At 74.0% G+C, this 23689-nt stretch carries 23 protein-coding genes; 12 read left to right on the top strand and 11 right to left on the bottom strand.

The genetic code is table 11. From position 1 onward, the window contains the following. Positions 1 to 543: 543 nt before the first annotated feature. Together ABTY62_RS35895 and ABTY62_RS35890 are read right to left on the bottom strand one after the other, a co-directional pair. Positions 544 to 2931 (bottom strand): ABC transporter permease, encoded by a 2388-nt coding sequence (locus ABTY62_RS35895; RefSeq protein WP_352133599.1) that lies wholly within the window; start codon positions 2929 to 2931, stop codon positions 544 to 546. Further along, entirely contained in the window at positions 2928 to 3629 is a 702-nt protein-coding gene (locus tag ABTY62_RS35890) for an ABC transporter ATP-binding protein (RefSeq protein ID WP_352133598.1), read from the bottom strand. Before ABTY62_RS35890 ends, ABTY62_RS35895 begins: the two co-directional genes overlap by 4 nt. Before the next feature lie 218 nt (positions 3630 to 3847). Here ABTY62_RS35890 and ABTY62_RS35885 point away from each other — a divergent pair, with 218 nt between their 5' ends. From ABTY62_RS35885 to ABTY62_RS35875, 3 genes are read left to right on the top strand one after another with little or no spacing between them, the layout of a single operon-like run. After that, the gene (locus tag ABTY62_RS35885) at positions 3848 to 5191 is read left to right on the top strand and encodes a sensor histidine kinase (protein WP_352133597.1); all 1344 of its coding nucleotides are present in this window, start codon (positions 3848 to 3850) and stop codon (positions 5189 to 5191) included. Further along, complete coding sequence (locus ABTY62_RS35880; RefSeq protein ID WP_352133596.1) at positions 5188 to 5874, top strand: response regulator; 687 nt, start codon at positions 5188 to 5190, stop codon at positions 5872 to 5874. The genes ABTY62_RS35885 and ABTY62_RS35880 overlap by 4 nt, the downstream gene beginning before the upstream one ends. A 48-nt stretch (positions 5875 to 5922) precedes the next feature. Continuing rightward, complete coding sequence (locus ABTY62_RS35875) at positions 5923 to 7368, top strand: DUF1996 domain-containing protein (protein WP_352133712.1); 1446 nt, start codon at positions 5923 to 5925, stop codon at positions 7366 to 7368. Positions 7369 to 7411: 43 nt separating this feature from the next. On the opposite strand, the gene ABTY62_RS35870 is transcribed toward ABTY62_RS35875, so the two are convergent. After that, positions 7412 to 7882 carry a GNAT family N-acetyltransferase gene (locus tag ABTY62_RS35870; RefSeq protein WP_352133595.1) on the bottom strand — a complete coding sequence of 157 codons (471 nt, stop codon included), beginning with the start codon at positions 7880 to 7882 and terminating at the stop codon, positions 7412 to 7414. A 111-nt stretch (positions 7883 to 7993) separates the two neighbouring features. Here ABTY62_RS35870 and ABTY62_RS35865 point away from each other — a divergent pair, with 111 nt between their 5' ends. After that, a complete protein-coding gene (locus ABTY62_RS35865; RefSeq protein ID WP_352133594.1) occupies positions 7994 to 8359 on the top strand; it encodes a PH domain-containing protein in 366 nt (121 codons plus the stop codon). A 10-nt stretch (positions 8360 to 8369) separates the two neighbouring features. Here the strand turns inward: ABTY62_RS35865 and ABTY62_RS35860 are convergent, their stop codons facing one another. Both ABTY62_RS35860 and ABTY62_RS35855 read right to left on the bottom strand, forming a co-directional pair. Continuing rightward, positions 8370 to 9071 (bottom strand): response regulator, encoded by a 702-nt coding sequence (locus ABTY62_RS35860; protein WP_352133593.1) that lies wholly within the window; start codon positions 9069 to 9071, stop codon positions 8370 to 8372. Continuing rightward, positions 9068 to 10333, bottom strand: coding sequence for a sensor histidine kinase (locus ABTY62_RS35855; protein WP_352133592.1), 1266 nt, complete (start codon positions 10331 to 10333; stop codon positions 9068 to 9070). The genes ABTY62_RS35860 and ABTY62_RS35855 overlap by 4 nt, the downstream gene beginning before the upstream one ends. Before the next feature lie 132 nt (positions 10334 to 10465). Here ABTY62_RS35855 and ABTY62_RS35850 point away from each other — a divergent pair, with 132 nt between their 5' ends. The 3 genes from ABTY62_RS35850 to ABTY62_RS35840 are packed head-to-tail and all read left to right on the top strand — an operon-like array spanning position 10466 to position 13618. Then, positions 10466 to 11392, top strand: a complete 927-nt coding sequence (locus tag ABTY62_RS35850; RefSeq protein WP_502997588.1) for an ABC transporter ATP-binding protein — start codon at positions 10466 to 10468, stop codon at positions 11390 to 11392. Further along, positions 11389 to 12846: an ABC transporter permease subunit gene (locus ABTY62_RS35845; protein WP_352133590.1), complete on the top strand. Its 1458-nt coding sequence runs from the start codon at positions 11389 to 11391 to the stop codon at positions 12844 to 12846. The genes ABTY62_RS35850 and ABTY62_RS35845 overlap by 4 nt, the downstream gene beginning before the upstream one ends. Next, complete coding sequence (locus ABTY62_RS35840; protein WP_352133589.1) at positions 12839 to 13618, top strand: hypothetical protein; 780 nt, start codon at positions 12839 to 12841, stop codon at positions 13616 to 13618. Before ABTY62_RS35845 ends, ABTY62_RS35840 begins: the two co-directional genes overlap by 8 nt. A 265-nt stretch (positions 13619 to 13883) precedes the next feature. On the opposite strand, the gene ABTY62_RS35835 is transcribed toward ABTY62_RS35840, so the two are convergent. Beyond that, the gene (locus ABTY62_RS35835) at positions 13884 to 14843 is read right to left on the bottom strand and encodes a D-2-hydroxyacid dehydrogenase family protein (protein ID WP_352133588.1); all 960 of its coding nucleotides are present in this window, start codon (positions 14841 to 14843) and stop codon (positions 13884 to 13886) included. Positions 14844 to 14949: 106 nt separating this feature from the next. Between ABTY62_RS35835 and ABTY62_RS35830 the strand changes: the two genes are divergently transcribed. After that, positions 14950 to 15582, top strand: coding sequence for a hypothetical protein (locus tag ABTY62_RS35830; RefSeq protein ID WP_352133587.1), 633 nt, complete (start codon positions 14950 to 14952; stop codon positions 15580 to 15582). 25 nt (positions 15583 to 15607) lie between these two features. On the opposite strand, the gene ABTY62_RS35825 is transcribed toward ABTY62_RS35830, so the two are convergent. From ABTY62_RS35825 to ABTY62_RS35805, 5 genes are all read right to left on the bottom strand, one after another. Further along, entirely contained in the window at positions 15608 to 16300 is a 693-nt protein-coding gene (locus tag ABTY62_RS35825; protein WP_352133586.1) for a hypothetical protein, read from the bottom strand. Between the two features lie 130 nt (positions 16301 to 16430). Beyond that, entirely contained in the window at positions 16431 to 17699 is a 1269-nt protein-coding gene (locus ABTY62_RS35820) for an ABC transporter permease (RefSeq protein WP_352133585.1), read from the bottom strand. Continuing rightward, positions 17699 to 18355 (bottom strand): ABC transporter ATP-binding protein, encoded by a 657-nt coding sequence (locus ABTY62_RS35815; protein ID WP_352133584.1) that lies wholly within the window; start codon positions 18353 to 18355, stop codon positions 17699 to 17701. The genes ABTY62_RS35820 and ABTY62_RS35815 overlap by 1 nt, the downstream gene beginning before the upstream one ends. Next, positions 18352 to 19524, bottom strand: a complete 1173-nt coding sequence (locus ABTY62_RS35810; RefSeq protein ID WP_352133583.1) for a peptidoglycan-binding protein — start codon at positions 19522 to 19524, stop codon at positions 18352 to 18354. The genes ABTY62_RS35815 and ABTY62_RS35810 overlap by 4 nt, the downstream gene beginning before the upstream one ends. Continuing rightward, entirely contained in the window at positions 19524 to 20072 is a 549-nt protein-coding gene (locus tag ABTY62_RS35805; protein WP_352133582.1) for a hypothetical protein, read from the bottom strand. The genes ABTY62_RS35810 and ABTY62_RS35805 overlap by 1 nt, the downstream gene beginning before the upstream one ends. Before the next feature lie 169 nt (positions 20073 to 20241). On the opposite strand from ABTY62_RS35805, the gene ABTY62_RS35800 reads away from it, so the two are divergent. The 4 genes from ABTY62_RS35800 to ABTY62_RS35785 all read left to right on the top strand — a co-directional run bounded on the left by ABTY62_RS35800 (position 20242) and on the right by ABTY62_RS35785 (position 23377). Further along, positions 20242 to 20898: a response regulator transcription factor gene (locus ABTY62_RS35800; RefSeq protein WP_352133581.1), complete on the top strand. Its 657-nt coding sequence runs from the start codon at positions 20242 to 20244 to the stop codon at positions 20896 to 20898. Beyond that, the gene (locus ABTY62_RS35795) at positions 20895 to 22172 is read left to right on the top strand and encodes a sensor histidine kinase (protein ID WP_352133580.1); all 1278 of its coding nucleotides are present in this window, start codon (positions 20895 to 20897) and stop codon (positions 22170 to 22172) included. Before ABTY62_RS35800 ends, ABTY62_RS35795 begins: the two co-directional genes overlap by 4 nt. A gap of 11 nt (positions 22173 to 22183) precedes the next feature. Then, positions 22184 to 22315 (top strand): hypothetical protein, encoded by a 132-nt coding sequence (locus ABTY62_RS35790; RefSeq protein WP_352133579.1) that lies wholly within the window; start codon positions 22184 to 22186, stop codon positions 22313 to 22315. A 387-nt stretch (positions 22316 to 22702) separates the two neighbouring features. Continuing rightward, positions 22703 to 23377 carry a DUF4232 domain-containing protein gene (locus ABTY62_RS35785; RefSeq protein ID WP_352133578.1) on the top strand — a complete coding sequence of 225 codons (675 nt, stop codon included), beginning with the start codon at positions 22703 to 22705 and terminating at the stop codon, positions 23375 to 23377. The last annotated feature ends 312 nt before the right edge of the window (positions 23378 to 23689 follow it).

Raw genomic sequence — 23689 nt, 5'->3', positions numbered from 1 at the left:
GGCCGCAAGCAGCCTTGTGGCTCGACACTCGCCGGCCCGTGACCTGACCTACCGGCTCGCCGATGTGGTCGGACTCATCGCTTACGATCCGGCCGCCCTGAAGGAGGCCGAGGAATGATCGAGGGGAACACAGCCGCCCTGCTAGGACCCGTCAGTGCGGGCGGGGCAACGCTCCTGCTCCTGCTCGCCGTCGTCGGACTTTGCATCCCTGGTCCCGGCCAACACCGGGCGCCACGACTGCTCCCCCCGCGCCGACGCGTCCGGAGTCGCATGCTCTCCCGGTGGCAAGGAGCACGAACGGCACCCACCTGGACGGCCACGCGCGCCGGCGTCACGACCGACGGTCTCCTGACAACCCTCTGGTGTGCCGGATCCGCCGTTACCGCATTCCTGCTCGGCTTACTGCTCACCTCTCGCCGATAGTACGAAGGGCCCCGCCACGCTCGAATCGCGGCGGGGCCCCACTCATTCTGACATCCAACGGCTCATCGCCCGTCTCCTGGCCGGCAGGGGCTGGCGTCCTGAATTGCCTGGTCTCCCGGGCTACTCCGTGCGCAGCGCCGTGGCCGTGCGGGTCCGGGCGGCCCAGCTCGCGGGGAGGAGGGCGCCGGTGACGGCGATCAGCAGGCCGCCGAGGCCGAGCAGGAGCAGCTCGGGCGGGGTGTAGACGTCGATGGCCGCGGTGGGGAGGGTGAGTCCGGCGCTCTCGCCCATGGCGGGGACGATCGCCGCGTGCAGGGCCAGGCCCGCCGGGACGCCGAGGGCGCCGCCCGCAACCCCCACCACGACGACCGAGGCGATGACCATCGCGACGGTCTGCCGTGGGGTCATGCCGAGCGCCTTGTGGACGCCGAGGTCGTGGACGCGTTCGCGGGTGTCGAGGACGACCGCGTTGAGCACGCCAAGACCCGCGACGGCGACGAGCATCAGGGTGAGGAGGGCGGCCAGCGCGTCGAGGACGAGGATCACCTCGCTCTCGCCCCCGGAGGGGCCGGTGCGCGCTGTGACGTCCAGCGAGCCGAGCGCGGAGTTCAGGGCGGTGACGTAAGCGGCCGCGTCCGTGCCGGGCTTGAGGGTGATGCGGTAGCTGTCGGCGGGGGTGCTCGCGGGGGCGAGCGTCGCGGCGTCGGTGAGGACGTTCATGCCCTGGTTCCGGGGGTCGAAGACCTCCCCCACGATCCGGACCCGGACCGTCTTGCCGGCGTGGTTCAGGGCGACGGTGTCCCCGAGCCGGGTGCCGGTGGCGGCGAGGAACTGGGTCGGTACGACGGCCTCGCCGGGCTTCTCGAACCATCTGCCGGAGACGTTCCGGTAGTTGGCCCAGGTGGCGTCCCCGGCGAAGGTGTGGAGCTCGGCGGAGCCGGTCAGCCCGGCGATGGTCACCTGGGTGGCGGCGGTGGCGTAGTACGCGCGGGTCCCCGGCTGGGCCTTGATCGCCGCGGTGATCGCGGCGGGGTCGGCCGTGATCCGCGGCGGGCCGCCCGGGCCCCTGCGGTGCGGGCCGCGACCGCCATTCGGTCCGGGGGCTCCGTCCGGTCCGAGGGCCGCCGCCTTGGGGTCGACGGTGACATCGGCCCTGTCGTGCTCCCTGGCGTCCTGCACCCGGTTCAGCGAGGCGGCCAGGCCCACCGCGAAGGTGACGGCGGTGGCCCCGAAGGCGACGGCCGCGACCATCGCGGCGGCGCGGGCGGGGCGGGCGAAGGGGCGGGCCAGGCCGAGGCCCAGCGGCCGGGGCAGCGGGAGCCGCCCGGTCAGCCGGACCACCGCCCGGCCGCGGCCGGGGCGCGCGGCGCGGCCGACGGCGAGCGCGTCGACGGCCCGCAGCCGCCCGGCCCGCGCCGCGCTCGCCCACGCGGTCGCCGCCACCAGGCCGAGCGCCCCGGCGGCCACCGCTGCCACGACCCACGGGGTGATGATCAACCCGGCGGTTCCGTAGGCCTCTTCGGCCTCGGACAGGACCGGACGGGTCAGGAGGGTGCCCGCGACGACGCCGACCACGGTGCCGAACGCCGCCGGGATCAGGGCCTGGGCCATATAGGCCCGTACGACCTGGGCGGGGGTGAACCCGAGCGCCTTGAGGACGCCGATCCGCCGCAGCCCGCCGCCGACCGCGCCCGCCACCACATTGCCCACGATCAGCACGGCCATGACCAGCCCGAGCACGCCGAAGGCGACGAGGAACGGCACGAACACCGCGGTCTCCTGCTCGGCCTCCCGTTTGACGGCGAGCCAGGACTGGTCGCCGACCCGCGCCCCGGCCGGCACCGCCGCCGTCACCGCCGCCCGCCCCGCGGCGATCCGGGCGCCGGTGTCCGCGTCGGCGAAGCGGTAGAGCATCTGATAGCCCGCCCGCGCGTTGGGCGCGGTCAGCGAGGCGATCCGGGAGGGGGCCACCCAGGCGTCTGCGGTGCGGCTGACCGAGCGGGCCACGCCGACCACCGTCAGCGTCGGGTCGCCGGGCAGATCGGGGAAGCTGAGCTTCAGGCCCAGCACGGGGGGAGCGCCGGCCCCGGGCGACAGCACGATCTGGCCGGGCCGGGTGGCCCAGACGCCCTCGGTCAGGGTGACGCGGTCGACCGGATCGCGGCCGGGATCGGCGCGGCCGACGACCGACATCGGCACCAGCTCCTCGCCGTCGAGGCTCGGGGTGACCGACGCGGTCGGGAAGGGCCCGGCCGCCGCCGTGACCCCGCGGGCGTCCGCGGACCCGGCCAGCTGCGCGGCCGTGGCCTTGGCCGCGTCGTACCGCACCGACAGATGCGCGCCGTGCTGCTTGGCGAAGGCGTCGGCGAACGGCGCGTTGGAGGCCACGAGCAGCGAGGCGCACATGACGGCGGCGGTCACCGCCATCGTGGTGGCCAGCCCGATCACGGCGTTCTGCACCCGGCGGCGGCGCGCCCCCGAGCGCACGACCCGGCCCAGGGCGCTCATCGGGCCTCCTCCGCCACGGCGGGGTGCCCCTCCGCCGCGATCCGGCCGTCGACCAGCCGGACCGTACGCGTCGTACAGGACCGCGCCAGCGCGAGGTCATGGGTCACCAACACCACCGTCTGCCCAGCGGCGTTGAGCTCGGTGAGCAGATCGCGGACGGCCTCGCCCGCAGCCGTGTCCAGCGCGCCGGTCGGCTCGTCGGCCAGCAGCAGCGCGGGGCGGTTGACCAGGGCCCGGGCGACCGCGACGCGCTGCCGCTCGCCGCCGGACAGCCGCCCCGGGTAGGCGTCGGCGTGCCGGTCGACGCCGAGCGACTGGAGCAGTTCGGCGGCGCGGCGCTGGGCGGCGCCGCGCGACCGGCCCGCCATCCGCGCGGGCAGGGCGACGTTGTCCGCGACGGTCAGGTCGTCGAGCAGGTTGAAGAACTGGAAGACCATGCCGATCTTGGCGCGCCGGAAGCGCGCCGAGGCCGCCTCGCCCAGGGTGTCCACGCGCACGCCGTCGACGGTGACGGTGCCGGAGTCCGGCCGGTCCAGGCCCGCGACCAGGTTGAGCAGCGTGGACTTGCCGCTGCCGGACGGCCCGAGGATCGCGACGGCCTCCCCGGCGCGCACGGTCAGCGACACGTCGTCCAGCGCGGGCGGCCCCCCGTCGTATCCGCGGCTCACATCCCGCAGTTCGATCACCGGCGTGGTCATGCTCGTCTCCCTCGATACGTACGCGTCTGACGCGGTTGGACGCTAGGCGCGGGCGTATCCGGGGCACGTCGCCCGGCCGGGGCATTTCCGGTACCGCGCCGGGATGAGGGCGGCCGGTGTCATCCCCGCGATGTAGGCGAGCGATGTACGGGCGGGCTGCTCCGAAGACCGGTGGGAGGATGTTCCGGGCCTGGTCCGGTGGCGAGAATGAGCCGGTGATGAACGTGCCGTTGCCGGCCCGGCTGCGCGAACTGATCGAGTTGCTGAAGCGCGCGACCGGCCCGCTGCCCCTCCCCACCCGCCGAAGCCTGGTCTTCGACGTGGCGCTGGCGCTGGCCCTGGGCATCGCCAGCGTCCAGTACGCCGTGGAGCACTGGGACGGGCGGGTCCGGACGGCCGTCGAGGGCGTGGTCGACCCGTGGGTCCCTGCCGAGCCGTCCGAACCCGCGCCCCCACCTGTGCCGCCGCCGCTCCCGGACGGGCCGCCCCCGGGCCCGGGCTGGCTGGCGGGCTGGCTCCTCCCGGTGGCCTTGGCGGTCGCCGCCTCGGCGCCGCTCGCGCTGCGCCGCCGGTATCCGCTCGCCGTACTGTGGATCGTGACGGTCGCGGTCGCGCTGACGCCGACGAGCACCCCCAGGATCACCTCGTACGCCTGCGTGATCGCCGCCTACGGCGCCGCGGCGTACAGCCCTTACCGGGTGGCCACGCTGGCGAGTCTGCCGGTGGCGGTGTTCGCGCTGAGCAGGCTCGCCGACGGCACGCTGCCCGTCGTCCAGAACGAGTACATCCCGCTGCTGATCCTGGTGCCGATCGTGGTGGCGGCCAACGGGCTGCGCACCTGGAAACTGCGGGCGGGCGAGAGCGACGCGCGGATGTCCGCGCTGGAACGGGAGCGGGCCGAGGAGCTGCGCCGCGCCGCCGAGCAGGAACGCGCCCGTATCGCCCGCGAGTTGCACGACGTGGTGACGCACAACGTCAGCGTGATGGTCATCCAGGCCGGGGCCGCCCGCAAGGTCATGGCGACCACCCCCGACCGGGCCCGCGAGGCGCTGCTCGCGGTGGAGGCGAGCGGCCGGGCGGCGATGGCCGAACTGCGGCACGCGATGGGCCTGCTGACGATGGACGAAGACACCACCGGCACCGGCGGAACCGCCACCCCGGACCTCGCACCGCAGCCGGGCCTGGGCCAGCTGGACGCGCTGGTCGCCCGGGTGCGGGAGGCCGGGCTGCCGGTCGGGCTGACCGTGTCCGGGACACCGCGCCCCGTCCCGTCCGGGGTCGGCCTGGCCGCGTACCGCGTGGTGCAGGAGGCGCTGACCAACGCCGTGAAGCACGCCGCCGGATCGACCGCGGCGGTCACCGTCGCGTACGGCGACGACCGGCTGCGGGTGGAGGTCACCGACACCGGCGGCACCCCGAGCGCGTCCGCGGCGGCCGGCGGCGGGCGCGGGCTGATCGGCCTGCGCGAGCGGCTGTCCGTCTACGGTGGGGCTCTGCACACCGGGCCGCGCCCCGGTGGCGGCTACCGCGTCGAAGCAGTAATCCCCTTGGAGGACAGGTGACCGGGCCGCTGCGCGTGGTGGTCGCCGACGATCAGGCGCTCGTCCGTACGGGCTTCACCATGATCCTGGCGGCCGACGGCATCGACGTGGTCGCCGCGGTGGCGGACGGGGGCGAGGCCGTCGAGGCGGTCCGGCGCACCCGGCCCGATGTGGTGCTGATGGACATCCGGATGCCGGAGATGGACGGCCTGGAGGCCACCCGGCGCATCCTGACCGGCGGCCCCGGCGAGCCCCGCGTGATCATCCTCACCACGTTCGACCTCGACCACTTCGTCTACGCGGCGCTGTCCGCCGGGGCCAGCGGCTTCCTCCTCAAGGACGTCACGCCCGAGCATCTGGTCGCCGCCGTCCGCATGGTCCGCTCCGGCGACGCGCTGCTGGCCCCGGCCATCACCCGCCGCCTCGTGGAGCGCTACGCCCGCCGGGACCCCGACACCGCCGCGCTCCACCGCGACCTGGCCGCGCTGACCCCGCGCGAGGCGGAGGTCCTGCGGCTGCTGGCGCAGGGGCTCAGCAACGCCGAACTCGCCGCCCGGCTCCATCTGTCGGAGGCGACCGTCAAGACCCATGTCGCCCGCATCCTCGCCAAACTCGGGCTCCGCGACCGCGTCCAGGCCGTGGTCGTCGCCTATGAAACCGGGCTGGTCAGCCCGGGTGGACGGCGGGACGCGGACACCCACTGAGAAGAACCGCCCCCGCTTACGTATCTCTTCGGTATGCGACGACAACCGATGAGGGGCGGCCCGGTGAAAAACAGGAAGAGACATAAGCGGTCCCGAGTGATCGCGATGTCCGTGGTCGGTGCGACGGCGTTGGCCGTCGGGGGCGGAGCGCTCCTGATGACCGACAACAACGCGTCGGCCGCCAAGGAGACCCCCGCGCAGCAGGCCGCCGCGCGGGCCGGGATGACCATCAAGTGCCCCGATGTCGCGACCGGCCTGTCGGACGTGCCACAGCAGGCGCGGCCCGCCGTGAACGACCAGCTGGCCAAGATGGACAGCCAGGTCGCGACCGCCTACCAGCGGCTCGTGGACCAGGGCGGCAAGACCGACCAGGAGTCGGTGCGCACCCGCGTGCTCGACCCGCTGAACTCCGAGCGGCGGCAGACCCTGGACCGCATCGCCACGGAGATCGAGAAGGTCAAGGCCCGCCCGTCCGGCCTGGACTCGCTCGCGTCCTGCACGGTCAAGCAGGACGAAGCGGCCGCCGTGGCCGCCGCCGGCGCCCAGACCGCGGCGCCGAACACCCCCGCGGCGGGGGGCGCGGCCCCGGCCGCGGGCGGTCAGCAGCAGTCCGGCCCCCAGCGGGCGGACTTCGTGGACATCCGCAAGGTCAAGCCCAACGTCAAGGCCCCCCGCGTGCAGGGCAAGGGCTCCAAGGGCACCTTCTCCTCGCGCTGCGGGCGCAACGAGAACAAGCACTTCAACTCCGACAACGTCATCGTGGCCCCCGGCGTGAGCAACGGCGCCCACCACATGCACGACTACGTCGGCAACAAGAAGACCGACGCCTTCGCGTCCAACCAAACCCTCGAATCCGCCGGGACCACCTGCACCAACGGCGACCGGTCCACCCACTACTGGCCGGTCCTGCGGCTCCAGGACGGCACGAAGGAGTTCGACGCGGGCGCCCCGGGCGGCGGCACGGAGGGCAACGTGGGACGCATCCTGCGGCCCACCTCCGTACAGCTCACCTTCAAGGGCAGCCCGGTCTCCAAGGTCGTGGAGATGCCCAAGTTCCTGCGCATCATCACCGGTGACGCCAAGGCGTTCACCAACGGCACGGCCAACGCCAACGCGTCCTGGAGCTGCACCGGTTTCGAGAACCGCCAGCTGAAGGACAAGTACCCGATCTGCCCGAAGGGCAGCAACGTGGTGCGGACGTTCAACTTCCAGAGCTGCTGGGACGGCAAGAACGCGGACAGCGCGAACCACCGTACGCACGTGGCCTTCGCCGCCGCCGACGGCTCGTGCCAGAAGGGGTTCAAGGCCATTCCGCAGCTGGTCCAGCGGATCACCTACAAGCTCGCCCCCGGCGCCCGGAACTTCGCCGTGGACAGCTTCCCCGAGCAGCTGCACAAGCCGGGTACGGACCATGGCGACTTCATCAACGTGATGTCGCAGAAGCTGATGAAGCAGGCCGTGAGCTGCATCAACAGCGGCCGCAAGTGCGGCTGACCCACTGACCCGGCAGGGGGGACGCCCCCCCCTGCCGGGTCCTTTACGTTTCCCGCTCGGACGGCGAGCGCACCATGAGGACGTCGATCGGGTCCTGGGCTTCCATGACGAATCCGTGGCGCTCGTAGAGCCGACGGGCGGCGCTGCCCTGGAGGACCTTCAGCGCCACGGCCGCACCCTGCGCGTCGGTCCGCTCCAGCACGGTGCGCAGGACGGCGGAGCCGAGCCCGCGGCCCTGCTGGTGCGGCGCCAGGTAGAAGTGCTCCAGCCACTGCCTGCCGTCGGCGGGCCGGAGCGTGACACATCCCGCGAGCTCACGGCCGACCATGATGATCGACGTGTACTCCGTGGAGAACGAGTCCCGCAGCCGCTGCCGCACCCGGTGCTCGTCGTAGCGTCCGAGCCGTTCCAGATCCGCCCGCATGACCGCGGCCCGCAACTCCGCGACGGCCTCGACGTCCGCTACCGCCGCGGAGCGCAGCGCCCAGCCCGGTGGCGTCCCGTTCCCCGTCATCCCGTCATCCCGTCGTCCATGGCCGGAGTATCTCAGTCCGCTTACTTCGCTCCCCTCCCAGGAGGCGATATACATACGGAGATCGCACAACGACGACAAATGGGGGCTGTCATGGCACTTTTCGGCAACGCGCACACCGTCGACCCGGCGTCGGCGCAGCGGGACTACGAGCGGCTGCTGGGGCAGGGCGAGCAGGTGCGGGCCGCGTACCAGCTGATACGCGACACCATCCTCTTCACCGACCGTCGGCTGATCTTCGTCGACAAGCAGGGAATCACCGGCAAGAAGGTGGAGTACCACTCGGTCCCGTACAAGAGCATCACCCACTTCGCGGTGGAGACCGCCGGCCACTTCGACCTCGACGCGGAGCTCAAGATCTGGATCTCGAGCAACGCCACCCCGATCGAGAAGACCTTCACCAAGGGTGTCGACATCTACGAGGTGCAGGCGATCCTGACGCAGTTCGTGGCGAAGTAGCGACGCCGTCTCACGGGACAGATCCATGGCGTGGCCCGCCCGAACGCGGCACGACCAGCCCGAACTCGTACGCCAGCATCACCGCTTGGGCCCGGTCGCGGGCGCCCAGCTTCGCCAGGACCCGGCTGACGTGGGTCTTGACGGTCTCGGCGCTCACCGTGAGGCGGGCGGCGATCTCGGCGTTGGAGAGGCCCTCCGCGATGAGGCGGAGCACCTCGGTCTCGCGCGGGGTCAGGAGGGCGAGCGGGGTGGGCCCGGCGGTGTGGGGGCGGAGCCGGACGAACTCGCCGATGAGGCGGCGGGTGACGGTCGGGGCGAGCAGGGCCTCCCCGGCGGCGACCACGCGCACGGCCTCGAAGAGCCGCTCGGCGGCCATGTCCTTGAGGAGGAAGCCGCTGGCGCCGGCGGCCAGGGCGTCGTAGACGTACTCGTCGAGGTCGAAGGTGGTCAGCATGACGATGCGCGGGCCACGGCCCGCCCCGGCCCCCGCCGCCCCGGCGACGATGCGGCGGGTGGCCTCGATGCCGTCCAGGACCGGCATGCGCACATCCATGAGGACGACGTCGGGGCGCGTCTCGCGGCAGATCCCGACCGCCGCCGCGCCGTCCGCCGCGCTGCCGACGACGGTCAGGTCGGGCTGGGTGTCCAGCAGCGCGCCGAACCCGGCCCGCACCACGTCCTGGTCGTCGGCGATGACGATGCGTACGGTCATGCGGCCGCCACCGCCCGCAGCGGCAGTTCGGCCGCGACGACGAAGCCGCCCGCCGGGCCGTGCCCGGTGCGCAGGGTGCCGCCGGCCATGGCGACGCGCTCGCGCATGCCGAGCAGGCCGTGGCCGCCGCCGGGGGCCGGGCCGGGGCTCATGGGCCCGGTGGCGGGGCCGATGTCGCGTACGGTGACGCGCAGCGCGCCCTCCGCGTAGTGGAGTTCGACGTCGACCGGCGCGCCGGGGGCGTGCCGCCGGGCGTTGGTCAGGGCCTCCTGGACGACGCGGTAGGCGGTGAGCTCCAGGCCGGGCTCCAGGGGGGCGATCCGGCCGCGTACGACGAGCCGGACGCCGCCGCCCGCGGTGTCGCGGGCCTCGTCGACCAGGGTGAGCAGCTGGTCGAGGCCGGGCTGCGGCCGGCGGGTGGGCGGGCCGGACGACGCGTCGTCGCGCAACACGCCCAGCAGGCGGCGCATTTCGGTGAGCGCCTGCCGGGCCGTCTCGCCGATCGCCAGCAGCCGCTCGGCGCCCAGCGGCGGCAGCCCGGGGGTGGTCAGCCGGGCGGTCTCGGCCTGCACGGACAGGGTGGAGATGTGGTGGGCGACGACGTCGTGGAGCTCCCGGGCGATCCGGGCCCGCTCGCCGCGCGCCGCGTGCTCCAGCACGGTGTGCGCGTACTCCCAGTCGGCCGCGGACCGCGCGGCAGCCTCCCCGCCGGCCCGCCGCGCCGCCCCGGCCGCGAGCGCGGCCGCGGCGCCCGCCAGCAGCGCCACGCCGAGCGGCTTGCCGCCCGCCGCCGAGGGGGCCGGGCCCACCGCGTACGCCACGAAGGGGACGGCGAACAGCAGCGCGGTGCGCGGCGAGCCGCGCAGCCCGGTGAGATGGAGCAGCACGGCCAGGGCGGGCAGCGCGGCCACACAGGGCAGCCGGTCGCTCAGCGGGGTCAGCAGGACCGAGGCCGTCACCGCCGCGGCCGCGGGCAGCAGATGGGTGCGGGCGAAGGCGAGCGGCGCGGTCGAACCGAGGGCCAGGGCCAGGGTGAGCGGGATGTCGGCGCGGTTGCGTTCGTCGATCTCCGCGACGGCCTGGAGCAGCCCGGCGGCACACAGCACCGCGGCCGCCACGAGCGGCAGATCCGGGGCGCGGCCGAGCCGCCGTACCGCCGCCGCCCCGCGCCCGGCCGCGGCACGCGCCGCACCGGCACGCGCCGCCGAACCGGCCGCACCTGCCGCATCCGCCGCACCGGTCCGGGGCTTTCTCCACGTCACGCCGGTCATTATGCGGCGGTCGGCGCGCCCTGCCGTCACCCGCGCGGGGGATGCGCGGCCCGGAAAGACTCCCCGCGGGCGTGACGGCCCGCCGCCCCCGGCTGCGTAGCGTCCCTGGACATGGCAACAACCATGAAGGGCCTCCCGATCGAGGCCCGTGACCTGCGGAAGCGCTACGGGCCCACGGCGGCCGTGGACGGGCTGACGTTCACGGTGCGGCCCGGCCTGGTCACCGGCTTCGTCGGGCCCAACGGCGCGGGAAAGTCGACGACCATGCGGATGGTGATGGGGCTCGACGCCCCGGACGGGGGCACCGCCCTGGTCGGCGGCCGCCCGTACGCCTCGCTGCGCGAGCCCCTGAAGGTCGTCGGGGCGCTCCTGGACGCCGAGGCCGTCCACCCCGGCCGCCGGGCGCGCAGCCATCTGCTGTGGCTGGCCCGGTACAACGGCCTGCCCGCCCGGCGCGTCGACGAGGTGCTGGAACTGGTCGGCCTCGCCTCCGCCGCGCGGCGCCGGGCCGGGGGCTTCTCGCTCGGCATGCGGCAGCGGCTCGGCATCGCGGCGGCGCTGCTGGGCGATCCGCCGGTGCTGATCCTGGACGAGCCGGTCAACGGGCTCGACCCCGAGGGCATCCAGTGGATCCGCGGCTTTCTGCGCTCGCTGGCCGCCGAGGGGCGCACCGTGCTGGTCTCCAGCCACCTGATGAGCGAGCTGGAGGACACCGCCGACCACCTGATCGTCATAGGCCGCGGCCGGCTGCTCGCGGACACCGATGTGGCGTCGCTGCTGGCCGCCGCGTCCCGGGGCCGCGTCACGCTGCGCACCCCGCGCCGCGCGGAGGCGGTGACGGCGCTGGCCGGGGCCGGGGCCGAGGTGGCGGTCCTGGGGCCCGACCGGCTCACCGTGGACGGGCTGCCCGCCGAGCGGGTGGTGGCCCTGCTCACCCAGGGCGGGCTGTCGTTCTCCGAAGTGTCCGAACACCGCGCCTCGCTGGAGGAGGCCTATCTGGAACTGACCCGGGGTGCGGGCGAGTTCGCGGCGAAGAAGGAGGCCTCGTGATCCGCGCCGTCCGGGCCGTCCGGGCCGAGTGGACGAAGCTGATGTCGGTGCGCAGCACCGCCGTCGCCCTGCTCGCCGTCTTCTCCTTCACCGTGCTCATCGGCTATCTCTCCGCGCAGGGCGGCCACGGCAACGCCAACGACGCCCCGCAGACCGTCGACCACTTCAGCTTCGTGCACCGCGAACTCAGCGGCGACGGCAGCGTCACCGCGCGCGTCGCACGGCAGAAGGACAGCGCCCCCTGGGCCAAGTCCGGCGTCGTCATCAAGGCGTCCACAGCCAGTGGCTCCTCGTACGTCGCCCTGATGGTCACCCCCGACCACGGCGTACGGATGCTGGCCGACGCGAAGACCGAGGCCACCGGCGACGGCGACGGCGACACGGCCGCCCCGGTCTGGCTGCGGCTGACCCGCGCGGGGCGCGAGATCACCGGGTACGAGTCCGCCGACGGCCGCGCCTGGCGGAAGGTCGGCACGCTCACCGCCGGCGCACTGCCGGCGCGGGCCCAGGCGGGGCTGTTCGTGGCCTCCCACGGGCGCATGCACGAGCGGCTGGTGGGCCCCGGCGAGATCGTGGGCGGCTTCCGCCCCACCACCGGCCAGGCCGTGTTCGACCACGTCACTCTGGCCCCGGCGGGGGCTTCCGCGCCGGACGACTGGACGTTGACGGACGTGGCCGAGGCACCCGTGACCAATGGCCCGCCCGCCGAGATCCGCACCGCGTCCGAGAGCCCCGGCACCCTGCGGCGCGCCGGGGACACCTTCACCGTCACCGGCAGCGGCGACCTCGGCCGCATCGGGATCGCGGGCGTCGGCAGCGAACTCCACGGCTTCGACCGGGTCAAGGACAGCCTCTCCGGGGCGCAGTTCGGGATGATCGCGGCCATCGCGCTGGGCGTGCTCGCCATGACCTCCGAGTACCGGACCGGCACGATCCGCACGACGTTCGGCGCCTCCCCGCGCCGCGCCCGGGTGCTGGCCGCCAAGGCCGTCGTGCTGGCGGGCACCGTCTTCGTCACCGGGCTCGCCGCGGCCGTCACCGCCCTCCTCCTCACCCGGCCGATCCAGCGCCGCAACGGCATGGGCCCGCCGATCCACCCCGACCCCTCCCTCAGCGACCCGACGGTGCTGCGCGCGGTCGTCGGCACGGCGGCCACGCTGGCCCTGGTCGCGCTGTTCTCGCTCGGCGTCGGCGTGCTGCTGCGCCGTACGGCGGGGGCGGTGATCCTGCTCTTCGGGGTGTTCCTGGTGGTGCCGATCGTCGCCCAGGTCAGCTCGGTCGACGTCAACAACTGGGTCAACCGGGCCACGCCGATCGCGGGGCTGGCCATCCGCCAGACCATGCACCTGCTCGGCGACCCGGCCGGCCCCTGGGGCGGCTTCGCCGTCCTGTGCGGATACACGGCGGTGGCGCTCGGCGCCGCGTTCTGGGCGCAGAGCAGGCGTGATGCGTGAGGCGCGGCGCGCGGGGCGGACCCTGCGCGCCGAGTGGACCAAGCTGTGCACGGTGCCGTCCCAGCTGTGGACGCTGGCGGCCCTGGCCGCGGTCATGGCGGGCGCGACCGCGCTCACCGCCGCGGGCCAGGGGCGCCCCCGCGCCACCCCGGCGGACCCGGCGGCGCTCGCCCTGTCGGGCGTCTACTTCGCGCAACTCGCCGCCGTCGCGGTCGGGGTGGCGCTGGTCGCCTCCGAGTACCAGCCGAGAGTGATCCGTACGACCCTGGCCGCGCACCCGGGACGGACCGGCGTCCTCGCCGCGAAGGCCGCCGTCGTCGCCGCGGCGGTGCTCGGCGCCGGCGCCCCCGGGGTGCTCGGGTCGCTGCTGGCCGGGCGGGCCGTGTCGGCCGGGCAGGGCTACGGCGCGGCCGCCCTGTCCGACCCGGCGGTGTGGCGGGCGGCCGCCGGCACCCTGCTGTACCTGGCGCTGGTCGCGCTGCTGGGCGCCGGGGTGGCCGCGGTGCTCCGCCACGGCGGGGTCGCCTCCGGGGTCACGGCGGCCCTGCTGTACGGGCCGTTTCTGGCCACGAAGGTCGTCCCGATGTCCGCGCACGCGCTTCATGTGGTGCAGAAGGTCTCGCCGATGAGCGCCGGACTCGCCGTCCAGACCACCCTCCCGGGCACCGGCACCGCCCCCCTCGCCCCCTGGACGGGCCTCGGCGTCCTCGCCGCCTGGGCGGGGGCGGCGGTGGCCCTGGGCTGGGCGGCGCTGCGCTTCCGCGACGCGTGAGGGGGGCGGGTGGGCGCGGAGCGGGCTGGTGGCGCCCAGGGGGTGTCCGGCGGATCTTGACGCCTGCGGCGGCCACGCTGCGGAGCAGCAAACCGACGCAGCCCCCACCCCGCCCCTTCCCGGCCCCTGTCGATGTGCGGCTCCGCCGCGTGGGGGAGCTTCGCCCCTGGCGCCCGGGGTCTGGGGCGAAGCCCCGGTTGAGGGAAGGGGCGGGGTGGGGAACAGCACCAATGTGCGGCTCCGCCGCCTGGCCGCCGGACACGGCCTACCCCAGGACGCGTACGGGGGAGCCGGCGAGGAAGGCCTGGATGTCCTCGACGGCCTCCCCGTAGTACCTGCGGTAGTTGTCCCGGGAGACATAGCCCAGGTGCGGGGTGGCCAGCAGCCGGGGCACCGTGCGCATGGGGTGGTCCGCCGGGAGCGGCTCGACGTCGAAGACATCGACCCCCGCCCCGGCGAACGCGCCCCGCCGCAGGGCGTCGATCAGCGCGTCCTGGTCGACGATGGCGGCCCGGGACGTGTTGACGAGGTACGCGGTCGGCTTGAGCAGGGCCAGTTCGGGCGCGCCCAGCAGACCGCGGGTGCGGTCGCTCAGCGCGAGGTGGACGGAGACCACGTCGCTGGAGGCCAGCAGCTCCTCCTTGGAACCGGCGAGCGCCACGCCCACCTCGTCGGCCCGCCGCCTCGTCAGGTTCTGGCTCCAGGCCGTCACCTCCATCCCAAAGGCCAGCCCGATCGCGGCCACCCGGCTGCCGATCTTCCCCAGGCCCAGCAGCCCCAGCCGGCGGCCGTGCAGATCCGCCCCGACCGTGCTCTGCCAGGGCCCGCCCGTGCGCAGCGCGGTGTTCTCGGCGACCAGGCCCCGGGCCAGGCCGAGGATCAGCGCCCAGGTCAGCTCGACCGGCGGGGCCTGGGAGCTGGCCGTGCCGCAGACCGTCACGCCGTGGCGCTCGGCCGCCGCGTAGTCGATGACCGAGTTCCGCATGCCGGAGGCGATCAGCAGCTTCAGCCTCGGCAGCCGGGCGAACAGCGAGCCGGGGAAGGCGACGCGCTCCCGAAGGGTGACGACGAAGTCGAAGTCGGCCAGAGCCGCGGCCAGCTCGTCCTCGGTGCCGAAGTGCCGGGTGAAGCTCACGACCTCCACCCGGTCCAGGACGGGGGCCCAGTCTGCACTGGTCAGGGCCGCCCCCTGGAAGTCGTCGAGCACCGCACAGCGCAGCTTCATCCCCGCTCCCTTACCGCGGCTCTCCGCGTCATCTTGTCCGTTTCGTTGTCCGGGCACGGCCGGTGAGACTGTTCCCGGCACAGGTTTATCGGCCATACTGCCCGCCGTGGAGCAGCGCATAGGACCGAGCACCCCGCCCGTGCCCGCCGCCGGGTTCGATCCGGCGTACATCCCCGGCCTCACGGCCCCACGCCCAGCGGAGGAGGAACCCCCGAAGGAGAAGGCGGAGAAGGCAGAAGAGCCACTCGAGGACGCCGAAGCCGAGGCTGGGACGGAAGCCGACGCGGAAGCCGAAGCCGAAGCGGAGGCCGAGACCAAAGCCGACGCCGAGGCCGAGACCGCGGACGCCGACGCGGACGAAGAGACGGCCGACGAGGATGAGGACGAGGCCGGCGGCCCCGTCTTCGAGGCCTCCGACCACCGCGGCTCGATCGCCGCACGCCGCGGCGGCGTCACCCTCCGGCTGGACGGCGAGACGGCCGAGTTCGACTGGAGCGAGATCGGCGCGGTCGAGATCGACACCCCGCGGTTCGGACGCCGGTTCTCCGTCACCGTCTACACGACCGCCCGCCGCTGGTACACGGCCGATGTCGCGGCGTCGTCCAAGAAGGTGCTCAAGGAGTGGACGACGGAACTCGACGCGGTTCTGGACGCCTACTTCGAGGACGCCAAGCCCGAGAAGGCCAAGCCGGAGGACGCCAAGCCCGAGAAGGCTGAGCCCGAGGACGCCAAGTCCTGAGGCATGCCCGCGCGCCCGGCCGGGGTCACCCCGGCCGCCGCGCGGCCATCACCCTCCGTACGGCCGGCGACGCGCCGAGCGCCTGCGCGGTGGGGGTGGGGTCCGGCTTGAAGGAGACCGCCACCAGCGGGGCGTCCAGGCCGGGGTCGGAGACGGTCAGCACAAGGACCGGATAGTCGGCCGCGTCGTTGCTACGGGGTGGGGTGGAGTCCATGAGGTCGGACATCGAGTAGCCGTTCCGCAGCGCCGAGGGCGGCAGCTCGACCATGAAGTGCAGCGGCTCCTCGCGGGTGACGCGTATCGCGCCGTCCTTGTCGGCGGGTGTCTCGACGGACTTCGGAGACAGCCCCTTGGCCTCCGCCATCACGCCCTTCCCGTACGGGGCGCAGAAGCGGACCGAGACCCCGCCGCGTGCGAGGGGCGTGTGGAGGACGAGCGGGTGGCGGCCCACGTTGATGCTCGCCCCGATGGTGAAGTGCATGTCGCCCCCACCCATCGGGGACTTCGAGGAGTATCCGTGGCTGAGCGTGAGCAGCCGTGGCTCCTTCTCATCCCAGACCCCGGGGTGGGGCGCGTCCTTCATGCAGGGGTCGTCGGCGCGCCACGGTACGCCTTCGCCAGCCGCGTCCTCTGAGGCGCGGGTGCCCATGTACACCAGGGTGAGCATGCCCACGACCAGCGCCGCGATCAGCGCGTACGAGCGCCGTGACAGGTTCAACGCCCCCTCCTTGCCCCGGACCTCGTCCAGTCGGCCATCCAACCATGCCGGACCGACACGGCCGTGAGCCGCCCGCCCGGCCCCGCGTGGGCACCGGGCGGGCGGCTCGGCCCGTTCACGGCATGTCCGTTCAGGGCGTGGCCAGGGCCTCCGTCGGGGAGAGCCGGGAGGCGCGGATCGCCGGGTAGAGGCCGGCCAGGCCGCCGATGGCGAGGGTCGCGGCCAGGCCGACGAGCAGCGCCCACGGCGGGACCTCGACGGGCCAGCCCTGCGACAGCGCGTAGCCGGCGGTGACCCCGGCGCCCAGGAGCGCCCCGCCAACTCCCCCCAGGGCGGACAGGAGCAGGGATTCCGCGAGGAACTGGCCGCGGATCTGGCCCCGGGTCGCGCCCAGGGAGCGGCGCAGCCCGATCTCCGCGCGGCGTTCCAGCACGGAGATGACCATCGTGTTGGCCACCCCGACGCCGCCGACGAGCAGCGCCACCGCGCCGAGGCCGAGGAGCAGCCCGGTGAACGCCTCGCCCGCCGCCTGCTGGGCGGCGAGGGCGTCGGAGGGGCGGGAGACCTCGACCTCGCCGGGCGCCTCGGGGTTGGCGGTGGCACCCAGAACGGAGGCCACGGACTCCACCGCGGACTCCTCGGAGCGGGTGTAGATCGTGGTGGGGCGCCCGTCGAAGTACAGCTCGGCCTCGGCCTCGGCCCAGCCGACGAGGGCCGCGGTGTCCAGCTCGGGGGCGAGCGGGGCGGGTTCGAGGACGCCGACGACGGTGAACCACCGGCCGCCGATCAGGACCTGGGTGTCGGGGCCGACCTGCCCGATCCCCAGCCGTTCCGCGGCGGTGGCGCCGAGGACGACGGCCGGGTAGCGGCTGGTGGCGGCGTTGAGCCAGGTGCCGCTGCGCAGCTCGGCGCCGATGGCGGCGCGCAGGCTGGTGCGGGCGGCGTAGGTGGCGATGCCGTTGGTCTCGGCCTCGGGGATCTTGTCGGTGCGGTAGACCTTCGCGCCGGGGAGCTTGCCGACGGCCGACACCGAGTGCACCGGGCCGATCCGCGCCACCATCTGCTCCGCGGTCTCCGGGAGCCGGGCCTGGCCGCCGGACATCGTCGAACCGGGCGAGGCGGTGAGCAGGTTGGTGCCCAGCGCGGCGAGGGTGCGGTCGAGATCGGCGCGGGAGGAGGACGAGATGCCGACCACCGCGACCATCGCCGCGATGCCGATGGCGATGCCCAGCGCGGAGAGGAAGGCCCGCATGGGGCGGGTGCGCAGGCCCACCGCGCCGACCTTGACCACGTCGCGGGGGCGCAGCCGGGCGGGGCGGAGGGCGTCGGCGCGCCGCCGGTCCGTACGGCCGGGGCGATCCGTACGCTCCGTACGCTCCGGGTGTGTGTCCGTGGCCATCAGTCCGACACCGTCCGCCCGTCGCGCATCCGCACCTGCCGGGGCAGGCTGTCCGCGATCTCCCAGTCATGCGTGATGATCACGACGGTGGTGCCCGCGGCGTGCAGCTCCCGCAGCAGCCGCATCACCTCGGCCCCGGAGTGGGAGTCGAGCGCCCCGGTCGGCTCGTCGGCCAGCAGCAGCGCGGGTTCGCCGACCACCGCGCGGGCGATGGCGACGCGCTGGCGCTCGCCGCCGGACAGCTCGTGCGGATGGTGGTGCACCCGGTGGCCGAGGCCGACCCGGTTCAGCATCAGCGCGGCGCGGCGGCGCCGTTCGCCCGCTGCCAGCCCGGAGTACAGGAGCCCGTCGGCGACGTTGTCCAGCGCCGAGGTGCCGGTGGCGAGGTGGAAGTGCTGGAAGACGAAGCCGATGCGGGTCGCCCGCAGCGCGGAGACCTTGGCGTCGGAGAGTGCGCCGATGTCGTATCCGTCGATGAGCACGCTTCCGCTGGTGAGCCGGTCGAGGGTGCCCAGGATGTTGAGCATCGTCGACTTGCCGGAGCCGGACGGGCCCACGATGCCCACGAGTTCGCCATGCCCGATGTCCAGGCTGACGCCGTCCAGCGCGGTGACCCCGCCCGGGTGGGTCTTGGTGACATCCGTCAGAGAGATCACTTCGGTACCCCCACCTTCGTGCCCTCGGAGATCCCCTTCCCGGAGATCTCCACCCGGCCGTCGGCGAACAGGCCGGTGGTGACCGGGACGTACGTGCTGGTCGAGCCCTTGACGACCTCCACGCCGAAGCCGCCCTCGGCGAGCGCCAGCAGGGCGCCGACCGGCACGGTGAGCACGTCCTTACGGGTTTCGGAGGTGAAGTCGACGTGCACGGCGGCCAGCGCGTAGGCCTCGGCGGCCTTCCGGGCCGCCGCGTCCCCCAGCGCGACGACCACCTCGACCTTCGTCTTCGCCTCCTCCCCCTGCCCGTTGCCCGGCTCGATCACCGTGGAGACGTCCTTGACGGTGCCCTTGACGGTCCGGTCGCCCGGCAGCACGACCTCGACGTCCCTCCCCTCCTTCGCCAACTGCTGGTCGGCGGGGTCGAGCTCGGCGGTGACGGCCTGATCGGTGCCGGTGTACGACAGCACCTTGCCGCCGGGGGCCACCGTGTCGCCCTTGCGCGCCGCCACGCTGTCCACGCGGACCGCGCCGGGCGCGAACACCACGCTCCCCAGCTCCACGGTCCCGGTCTCCGGCAGGCCCAGGTCCTCCTGCCAGGCGCGGACCGCCTCGGCCGTGGTGGCCGTGTACTCGTCGTCGACCGTGAAGCCCGAGTAGCCGAGTGCGCTGAGGTTCCGCTCCAGCTGCCGTACGTCCGCGCCCTCACTGCCCGTCTTCAGTGCGCGGTACGCGGGCGTCGAGCCGTACATCAGCGTCACGGGGCGCCCGTCCGCCTCGTACAGCGCCTTACCACGGGTGATCCGGTCCCCCGCCTCGGGCGCCTCGGTGACCGTGCCGGGCCGCCGGGCGGACAGGGTGGTCGCCGGGCCGAAGCCGAGCTGTCCGTCGACGCTCTGGGTGTCCTGGAGCGTCCGGCGGGTCACCTCGGCGGTGCTCGGCGGCAGTTCGGTCGCGGCCTTGTCGCCCGAGCCGCGGCCGACCGGGCCGAGGGCGGCGACGGCGCCGCCCGCCACCAGCACCAGAACGGCGAGGGCGGCCTTCATGCCGCGGCGGCGGCCCTTGCGGCGGCGCGGCGCGGGCTCCGGGACCGAGGTGCGCGCCGCCTCCGACTGCGGCTCCCGGTCCGAGTCCCGGCCCCGCACGCTGTCCACGGCGATGTCCCTCATCAGCCGTCGTTCCGGTTGAGAGTGCCGCCGCCACCGATGTACTTGTTGCAGGCCTTCTCCGCCTTGGAGAAGTCGGGGTCGTCCATGACCGAGCCGTCGAGCTGGAGTCCGCCCCCCGTCTGCGGGTCCGGGAAGTTCTCCACACCCTTCTCACGCATGCACTTGGCGTACTTGCGCATGCTCTCCTGCGCCTTCGCGTCCGGCTTGCGGCCGCCCCCGTTCTGCACCGGGTCGTACTCGCGGCAGGCCTCCTGGGCCTTCTCGACCGTCCCCTTCGCGGTGCCGGGCGGGATGTCGATCCTGATCCCCTGGCCGGGCTCCGGGTCCTCCATGTCGATGCCGTGCTCGCGCATGCACTGCGCGAACTTGGCCCCCATCTCCTGCGGGTCCATGCTCGGCGCCGAGCTGCCGCCGTCGTCCTTCTTCGCGCCGTCGGCCGAGGCCACCTTGTCGTCGCCGCCGCTGCCGGAGCCGCATCCGGTCAGGGACAGGGCGAGGGTCAGCGCCAGTGGCACGGCCGCCGCCATGCCGAGGATCCGCCTGCTCATGGCGTCGTCTCCTTCTGCTCGATCGGTACGTACGAGAGGGATGCAAGAGCAGACCGCGTTTCCCCCACGTTTCCGGCGGCCGCGGGTGGCTCCTAACGGCGCGGAAACACCGGACCGGGCACGATGGCCTCGCCCGCAGGGGGCTGCTGGCAGGAAGGGGAGGGGACGGATGCGGGTGCTGGTGGTCGAGGACGAACCCCTGCTCGCCGACGCGATCACGGAGTGGCTGCGCGACGAGCCGCACGCGGTCGACGTCGCGTACGACGGCACCGCCGCGCTGGAGCGGCTGACCGTCAACGACTACGACGTGGTGGTCCTGGACCGGGACCTCCCCGGGGTGCACGGCGACGACGTCTGCCGCGAGCTGGCCGGGGCCGGGGCGACGGCGCGGGTGCTGATGCTCACCGCCGCCGCCGAGGTCGCCGACCGCGTCGCCGGGCTCACCCTCGGCGCCGACGACTACCTCACCAAGCCCTTCGCCTTCGCCGAACTCGCCGCCCGCGTCCAGGCCCTGGGCCGCCGCAGCCGCCCGGCGGCGCCGCCGGTGCTGCGCCGGGCCGGGATCACCCTGGACCCGGCCCGCCGCAAGGTGTTCCGGGACGGGCGCTACGTACCGCTGTCGAAGAAGGAGTTCGCCGTGCTGACCGAGCTGCTGCGGGCCGACGGGAGCGCGGTCTCCGCCGAACAGCTGCTGGAGAAGGCCTGGGACGAGCACGCCGACCCGTTCACCGGGGCGGTACGGCTGGCCGTGCTGAAGCTGCGCCGCAAGCTCGGCGGGCCGCCGGTCGTCGAGACCGTCACGGGCGTGGGGTACCGGATCGCATGAAGCGCCGCCTGACATTCCTGCCGCGCCGGTTCCTGCCGCGCCGGATCAGCCTGCGGGCCCGGCTCACCCTGATCTACGGAGGGCTGTTCCTCGCCGCCGGCGTGGTGCTGCTCGGCGTCACGTACGCGCTGTTCAACCAGCAGCTCGCCGGCGGCGGCGGCCTGAAGATCTACGCCCGCAGCGTGCAGACCGACGACCCCGCCGCGGGCCCGCCCCGGAATGAGGTGATCACCGGGGACGGCGATGTCCTGACCGACACGTCGGCGCAGAAGTGGGTGAAGGATGAACGCGACCGGGTGAACGCCGCCGCCACCACCTCGCTCATCACCCAGGGCGGGCTCGCCCTCCTGGTCGTCGGCGGCGTGGCGGCCGGCTTCGGCTGGCTGGCCGCCGGCCGGGTGCTGGCTCCGCTGCACCGGGTCACCGACACCGCCCGCCGTATCGCGAGCGCCCCGGCCGCCGACCGCGGCCTGCATGAGCGGATCGCCCTGCGCGGGCCCGAGGACGAGGTCAAGGACCTCGCCGACACCTTCGACACGATGGTCGAACGGCTCGACCGGTCCTTCGACGGCCAGCGCCGCTTCGTCGCCAACGCCTCGCACGAGCTGCGCACCCCGCTCACCCTCGGGCGGGCCCTGGTCGAGGTGGCCATGCACCGCAGAACCGCCTCCGAGGACGTCAGGCAGCTCGGCGAGAACCTGCTGGAGATCAACGCCCGCCATGAGCGGCTGATCACCGGGCTGCTGCTGCTCGCCAGTTCGGAGAACGAGATCACCGAGCGGCTGCCGGTCGATCTGTCCGACATCGTGGACCACGTGGCCGGGCAGACCGCGGCGGAGGCGGAAGGGGCCGGGATCACGGTGGAGCAGGAGACCGCCCCGGCACCCACCACCGGCGACGCGCTGCTGCTCGAACGGCTGGTGCACAACCTCGTCGAGAACGGCATCCGCCACAACACCCCGGACGGGGGCGGCTGGGTGCGGGTCGCCTGCCGCGCCCGCGACGACGGCCGGGTCGAGGTCGAGGTGGGCAACACCGGCCCGGCCGTGCCCCGTTACGAGCTCCCCGCGCTCTTCGAGCCCTTCCGCCGCCTCGGCACCGACCGCCTGGTCACCGCCAAGGGCGCGGGCCTCGGCCTGTCCATCGTCCGCTCCATCGCCCGCGCCCACGGCGGCGACGTCACGGCCCGCCCCCGCGAGGGCGGCGGCCTGACCGTGACGGTCACCCTGCCCGCCCACGCGGAGGCGGCCGAGGTGGCGGACGAGGCCCCGTAGCCGGCCCGTCGGTGCGGCAGGGCTCCGCCGCGGTCTGGAACGGCGAGGGCGCCCGCCAGGTCGGCCTTGCCGTCGCCGGTGATGTCGCCGTGACCGAGCAGGAGATGTCCTGGCTGGTGGAGCTGGTGCGGCCTCAGCCGTAGACGCGGTGTCGTTGGAGGTGGTGATGGGGGCGGGCTTGGCGCTGATGGGGCTGGGCAGCGTCAGGACCGCGATGTCGTTGTCGATGGTGGTCGCGCTGTACGAGGGGTGGTTCCACTGCCGCCGGCTCGCCGCCGTATGTCATCCCGGAGACGTACGGCGGCGGCCGGAGACATACACGGCCAGCCAGACCGAGCTCGCCGCGCGCCAGCCGGCGGTCCGCGTAAGGCGGCCGCCGGCGCTTCGCCGTCTCATGGTGGCGTCTTTCGCCTGGTCACTGTCGTGTTAGTGGGATGTTAGTGGGGCGGCAGTGGTGCGGTAGTGGGCCCGGCCAGAGTGGTTGTCGTACCGAGCAGACGACGACACCAACCGCCCTTGGGGGACCCGAAATGCGCTCCAACACCACCGCCCGCATCGCCAGCCGCCGCTCCTTCCGCGTTGCCGCCGCGGTCCTGACCGCGGCCGCCGCGCTGACCTTGACGGCCTGCAACGGTGACGCGAAGTCCGCGGGCCCGGCCGACACGGCCCCGGCCGGGTCCAGCAGCTCCTCGGGCTCCTCCGGCGGTGCGCAGGGGTCCGACGCCAAGGACAAGGGAGGCTCGGAGGCGGGCGGCGGGCAGGACGCCGCCGACGGTGCGGCAAACGGCGGGGGGAAGAGCAAGTTCTGCCGCACGAGCGACCTGATCATGGAGGCTGTGGACAGCTCGCCCGACCAGGAGGTGGGTGAGGTCACCGTTCAGATGACCAACAAGGGCGCGAAGACCTGCTCGGCGACGGGCTTCGCGGGCGTCGACCTGAAGGACATCGACGGCACGTCCGCCCCTGTCGACCGCGGCGGTGAGCAGCCCCGCATCACCGACCTGAAGCCCGGTGACACCGCCACCTTCAGCATCTCCTACGAGGTCGACTTCAGTGGTGACAGCCTCGCGTCCCCGACCAACATCATCGTGACGCCGCCGAACGAGACCCACAGCGTGTCCCTGGAGTGGCCCGCGGATGCGCTGAAGCTGGCCGGCCCGTACGACGACAAGATCCAGGTCCACCCCGTCGGCATAGCCAACTGAGCACCGCGAAGTCCGCCCGAGAACCGGCTGCTCACCCAGGCGGACTTCTCCGCGACCTTCACGTCGGTAGTGACGGGAGACGGCAGCCTCCGGGAGTCCGCCGCCCAAGTCGAGCGCGCGCTGGCCCGCTTCGCCGGGCCCGCCTGGACCCGGCACCCGTGAAACCGCGGTGATCGGACAGGCTTCCGCGGCACCACACAGCGGTCGTCCCGGCCCGGGGCGCCCCCCGTCATGATCACGGCGACGGCCGCCGAGGCGCAGCTCCTGCCCGGCGACCTGGTGCTCACCGGCAGCCCGGCCGGCAATGGCATG

This window comes from Streptomyces sp. NPDC097640 (assembly GCF_040302705.1).
In the GTDB taxonomy this organism is placed as follows: Bacteria; Actinomycetota; Actinomycetes; order Streptomycetales; family Streptomycetaceae; genus Streptomyces.
The sequence above is the reverse complement of the archived record's forward strand: the minus strand, read 5'-3'. Positions and strand labels throughout refer to the sequence as shown.

What these genes read in the sequence shown, in the direction of transcription:
- ABTY62_RS35895 (WP_352133599.1), bottom strand. Translation starts at nt 2,931, where the DNA reads ATGAGCGCCCTGGGCCGGGTCGTGCGCTCGGGGGCGCGCCGCCGCCGG.
- ABTY62_RS35890 (WP_352133598.1), bottom strand. Translation starts at nt 3,629, where the DNA reads ATGACCACGCCGGTGATCGAACTGCGGGATGTGAGCCGCGGATACGAC.
- ABTY62_RS35885 (WP_352133597.1), top strand. Translation starts at nt 3,848, where the DNA reads ATGAACGTGCCGTTGCCGGCCCGGCTGCGCGAACTGATCGAGTTGCTG.
- ABTY62_RS35875 (WP_352133712.1), top strand. Translation starts at nt 5,923, where the DNA reads ATGAGGGGCGGCCCGGTGAAAAACAGGAAGAGACATAAGCGGTCCCGA.
- ABTY62_RS35870 (WP_352133595.1), bottom strand. Translation starts at nt 7,882, where the DNA reads ATGACGGGGAACGGGACGCCACCGGGCTGGGCGCTGCGCTCCGCGGCG.
- ABTY62_RS35865 (WP_352133594.1), top strand. Translation starts at nt 7,994, where the DNA reads ATGGCACTTTTCGGCAACGCGCACACCGTCGACCCGGCGTCGGCGCAG.
- ABTY62_RS35860 (WP_352133593.1), bottom strand. Translation starts at nt 9,071, where the DNA reads ATGACCGTACGCATCGTCATCGCCGACGACCAGGACGTGGTGCGGGCC.
- ABTY62_RS35850 (WP_502997588.1), top strand. Translation starts at nt 10,466, where the DNA reads ATGAAGGGCCTCCCGATCGAGGCCCGTGACCTGCGGAAGCGCTACGGG.
- ABTY62_RS35840 (WP_352133589.1), top strand. Translation starts at nt 12,839, where the DNA reads ATGCGTGAGGCGCGGCGCGCGGGGCGGACCCTGCGCGCCGAGTGGACC.
- ABTY62_RS35835 (WP_352133588.1), bottom strand. Translation starts at nt 14,843, where the DNA reads ATGAAGCTGCGCTGTGCGGTGCTCGACGACTTCCAGGGGGCGGCCCTG.
- ABTY62_RS35820 (WP_352133585.1), bottom strand. Translation starts at nt 17,699, where the DNA reads ATGGCCACGGACACACACCCGGAGCGTACGGAGCGTACGGATCGCCCC.
- ABTY62_RS35810 (WP_352133583.1), bottom strand. Translation starts at nt 19,524, where the DNA reads ATGAGGGACATCGCCGTGGACAGCGTGCGGGGCCGGGACTCGGACCGG.
- ABTY62_RS35805 (WP_352133582.1), bottom strand. Translation starts at nt 20,072, where the DNA reads ATGAGCAGGCGGATCCTCGGCATGGCGGCGGCCGTGCCACTGGCGCTG.
- ABTY62_RS35800 (WP_352133581.1), top strand. Translation starts at nt 20,242, where the DNA reads ATGCGGGTGCTGGTGGTCGAGGACGAACCCCTGCTCGCCGACGCGATC.
- ABTY62_RS35795 (WP_352133580.1), top strand. Translation starts at nt 20,895, where the DNA reads ATGAAGCGCCGCCTGACATTCCTGCCGCGCCGGTTCCTGCCGCGCCGG.
- ABTY62_RS35785 (WP_352133578.1), top strand. Translation starts at nt 22,703, where the DNA reads ATGCGCTCCAACACCACCGCCCGCATCGCCAGCCGCCGCTCCTTCCGC.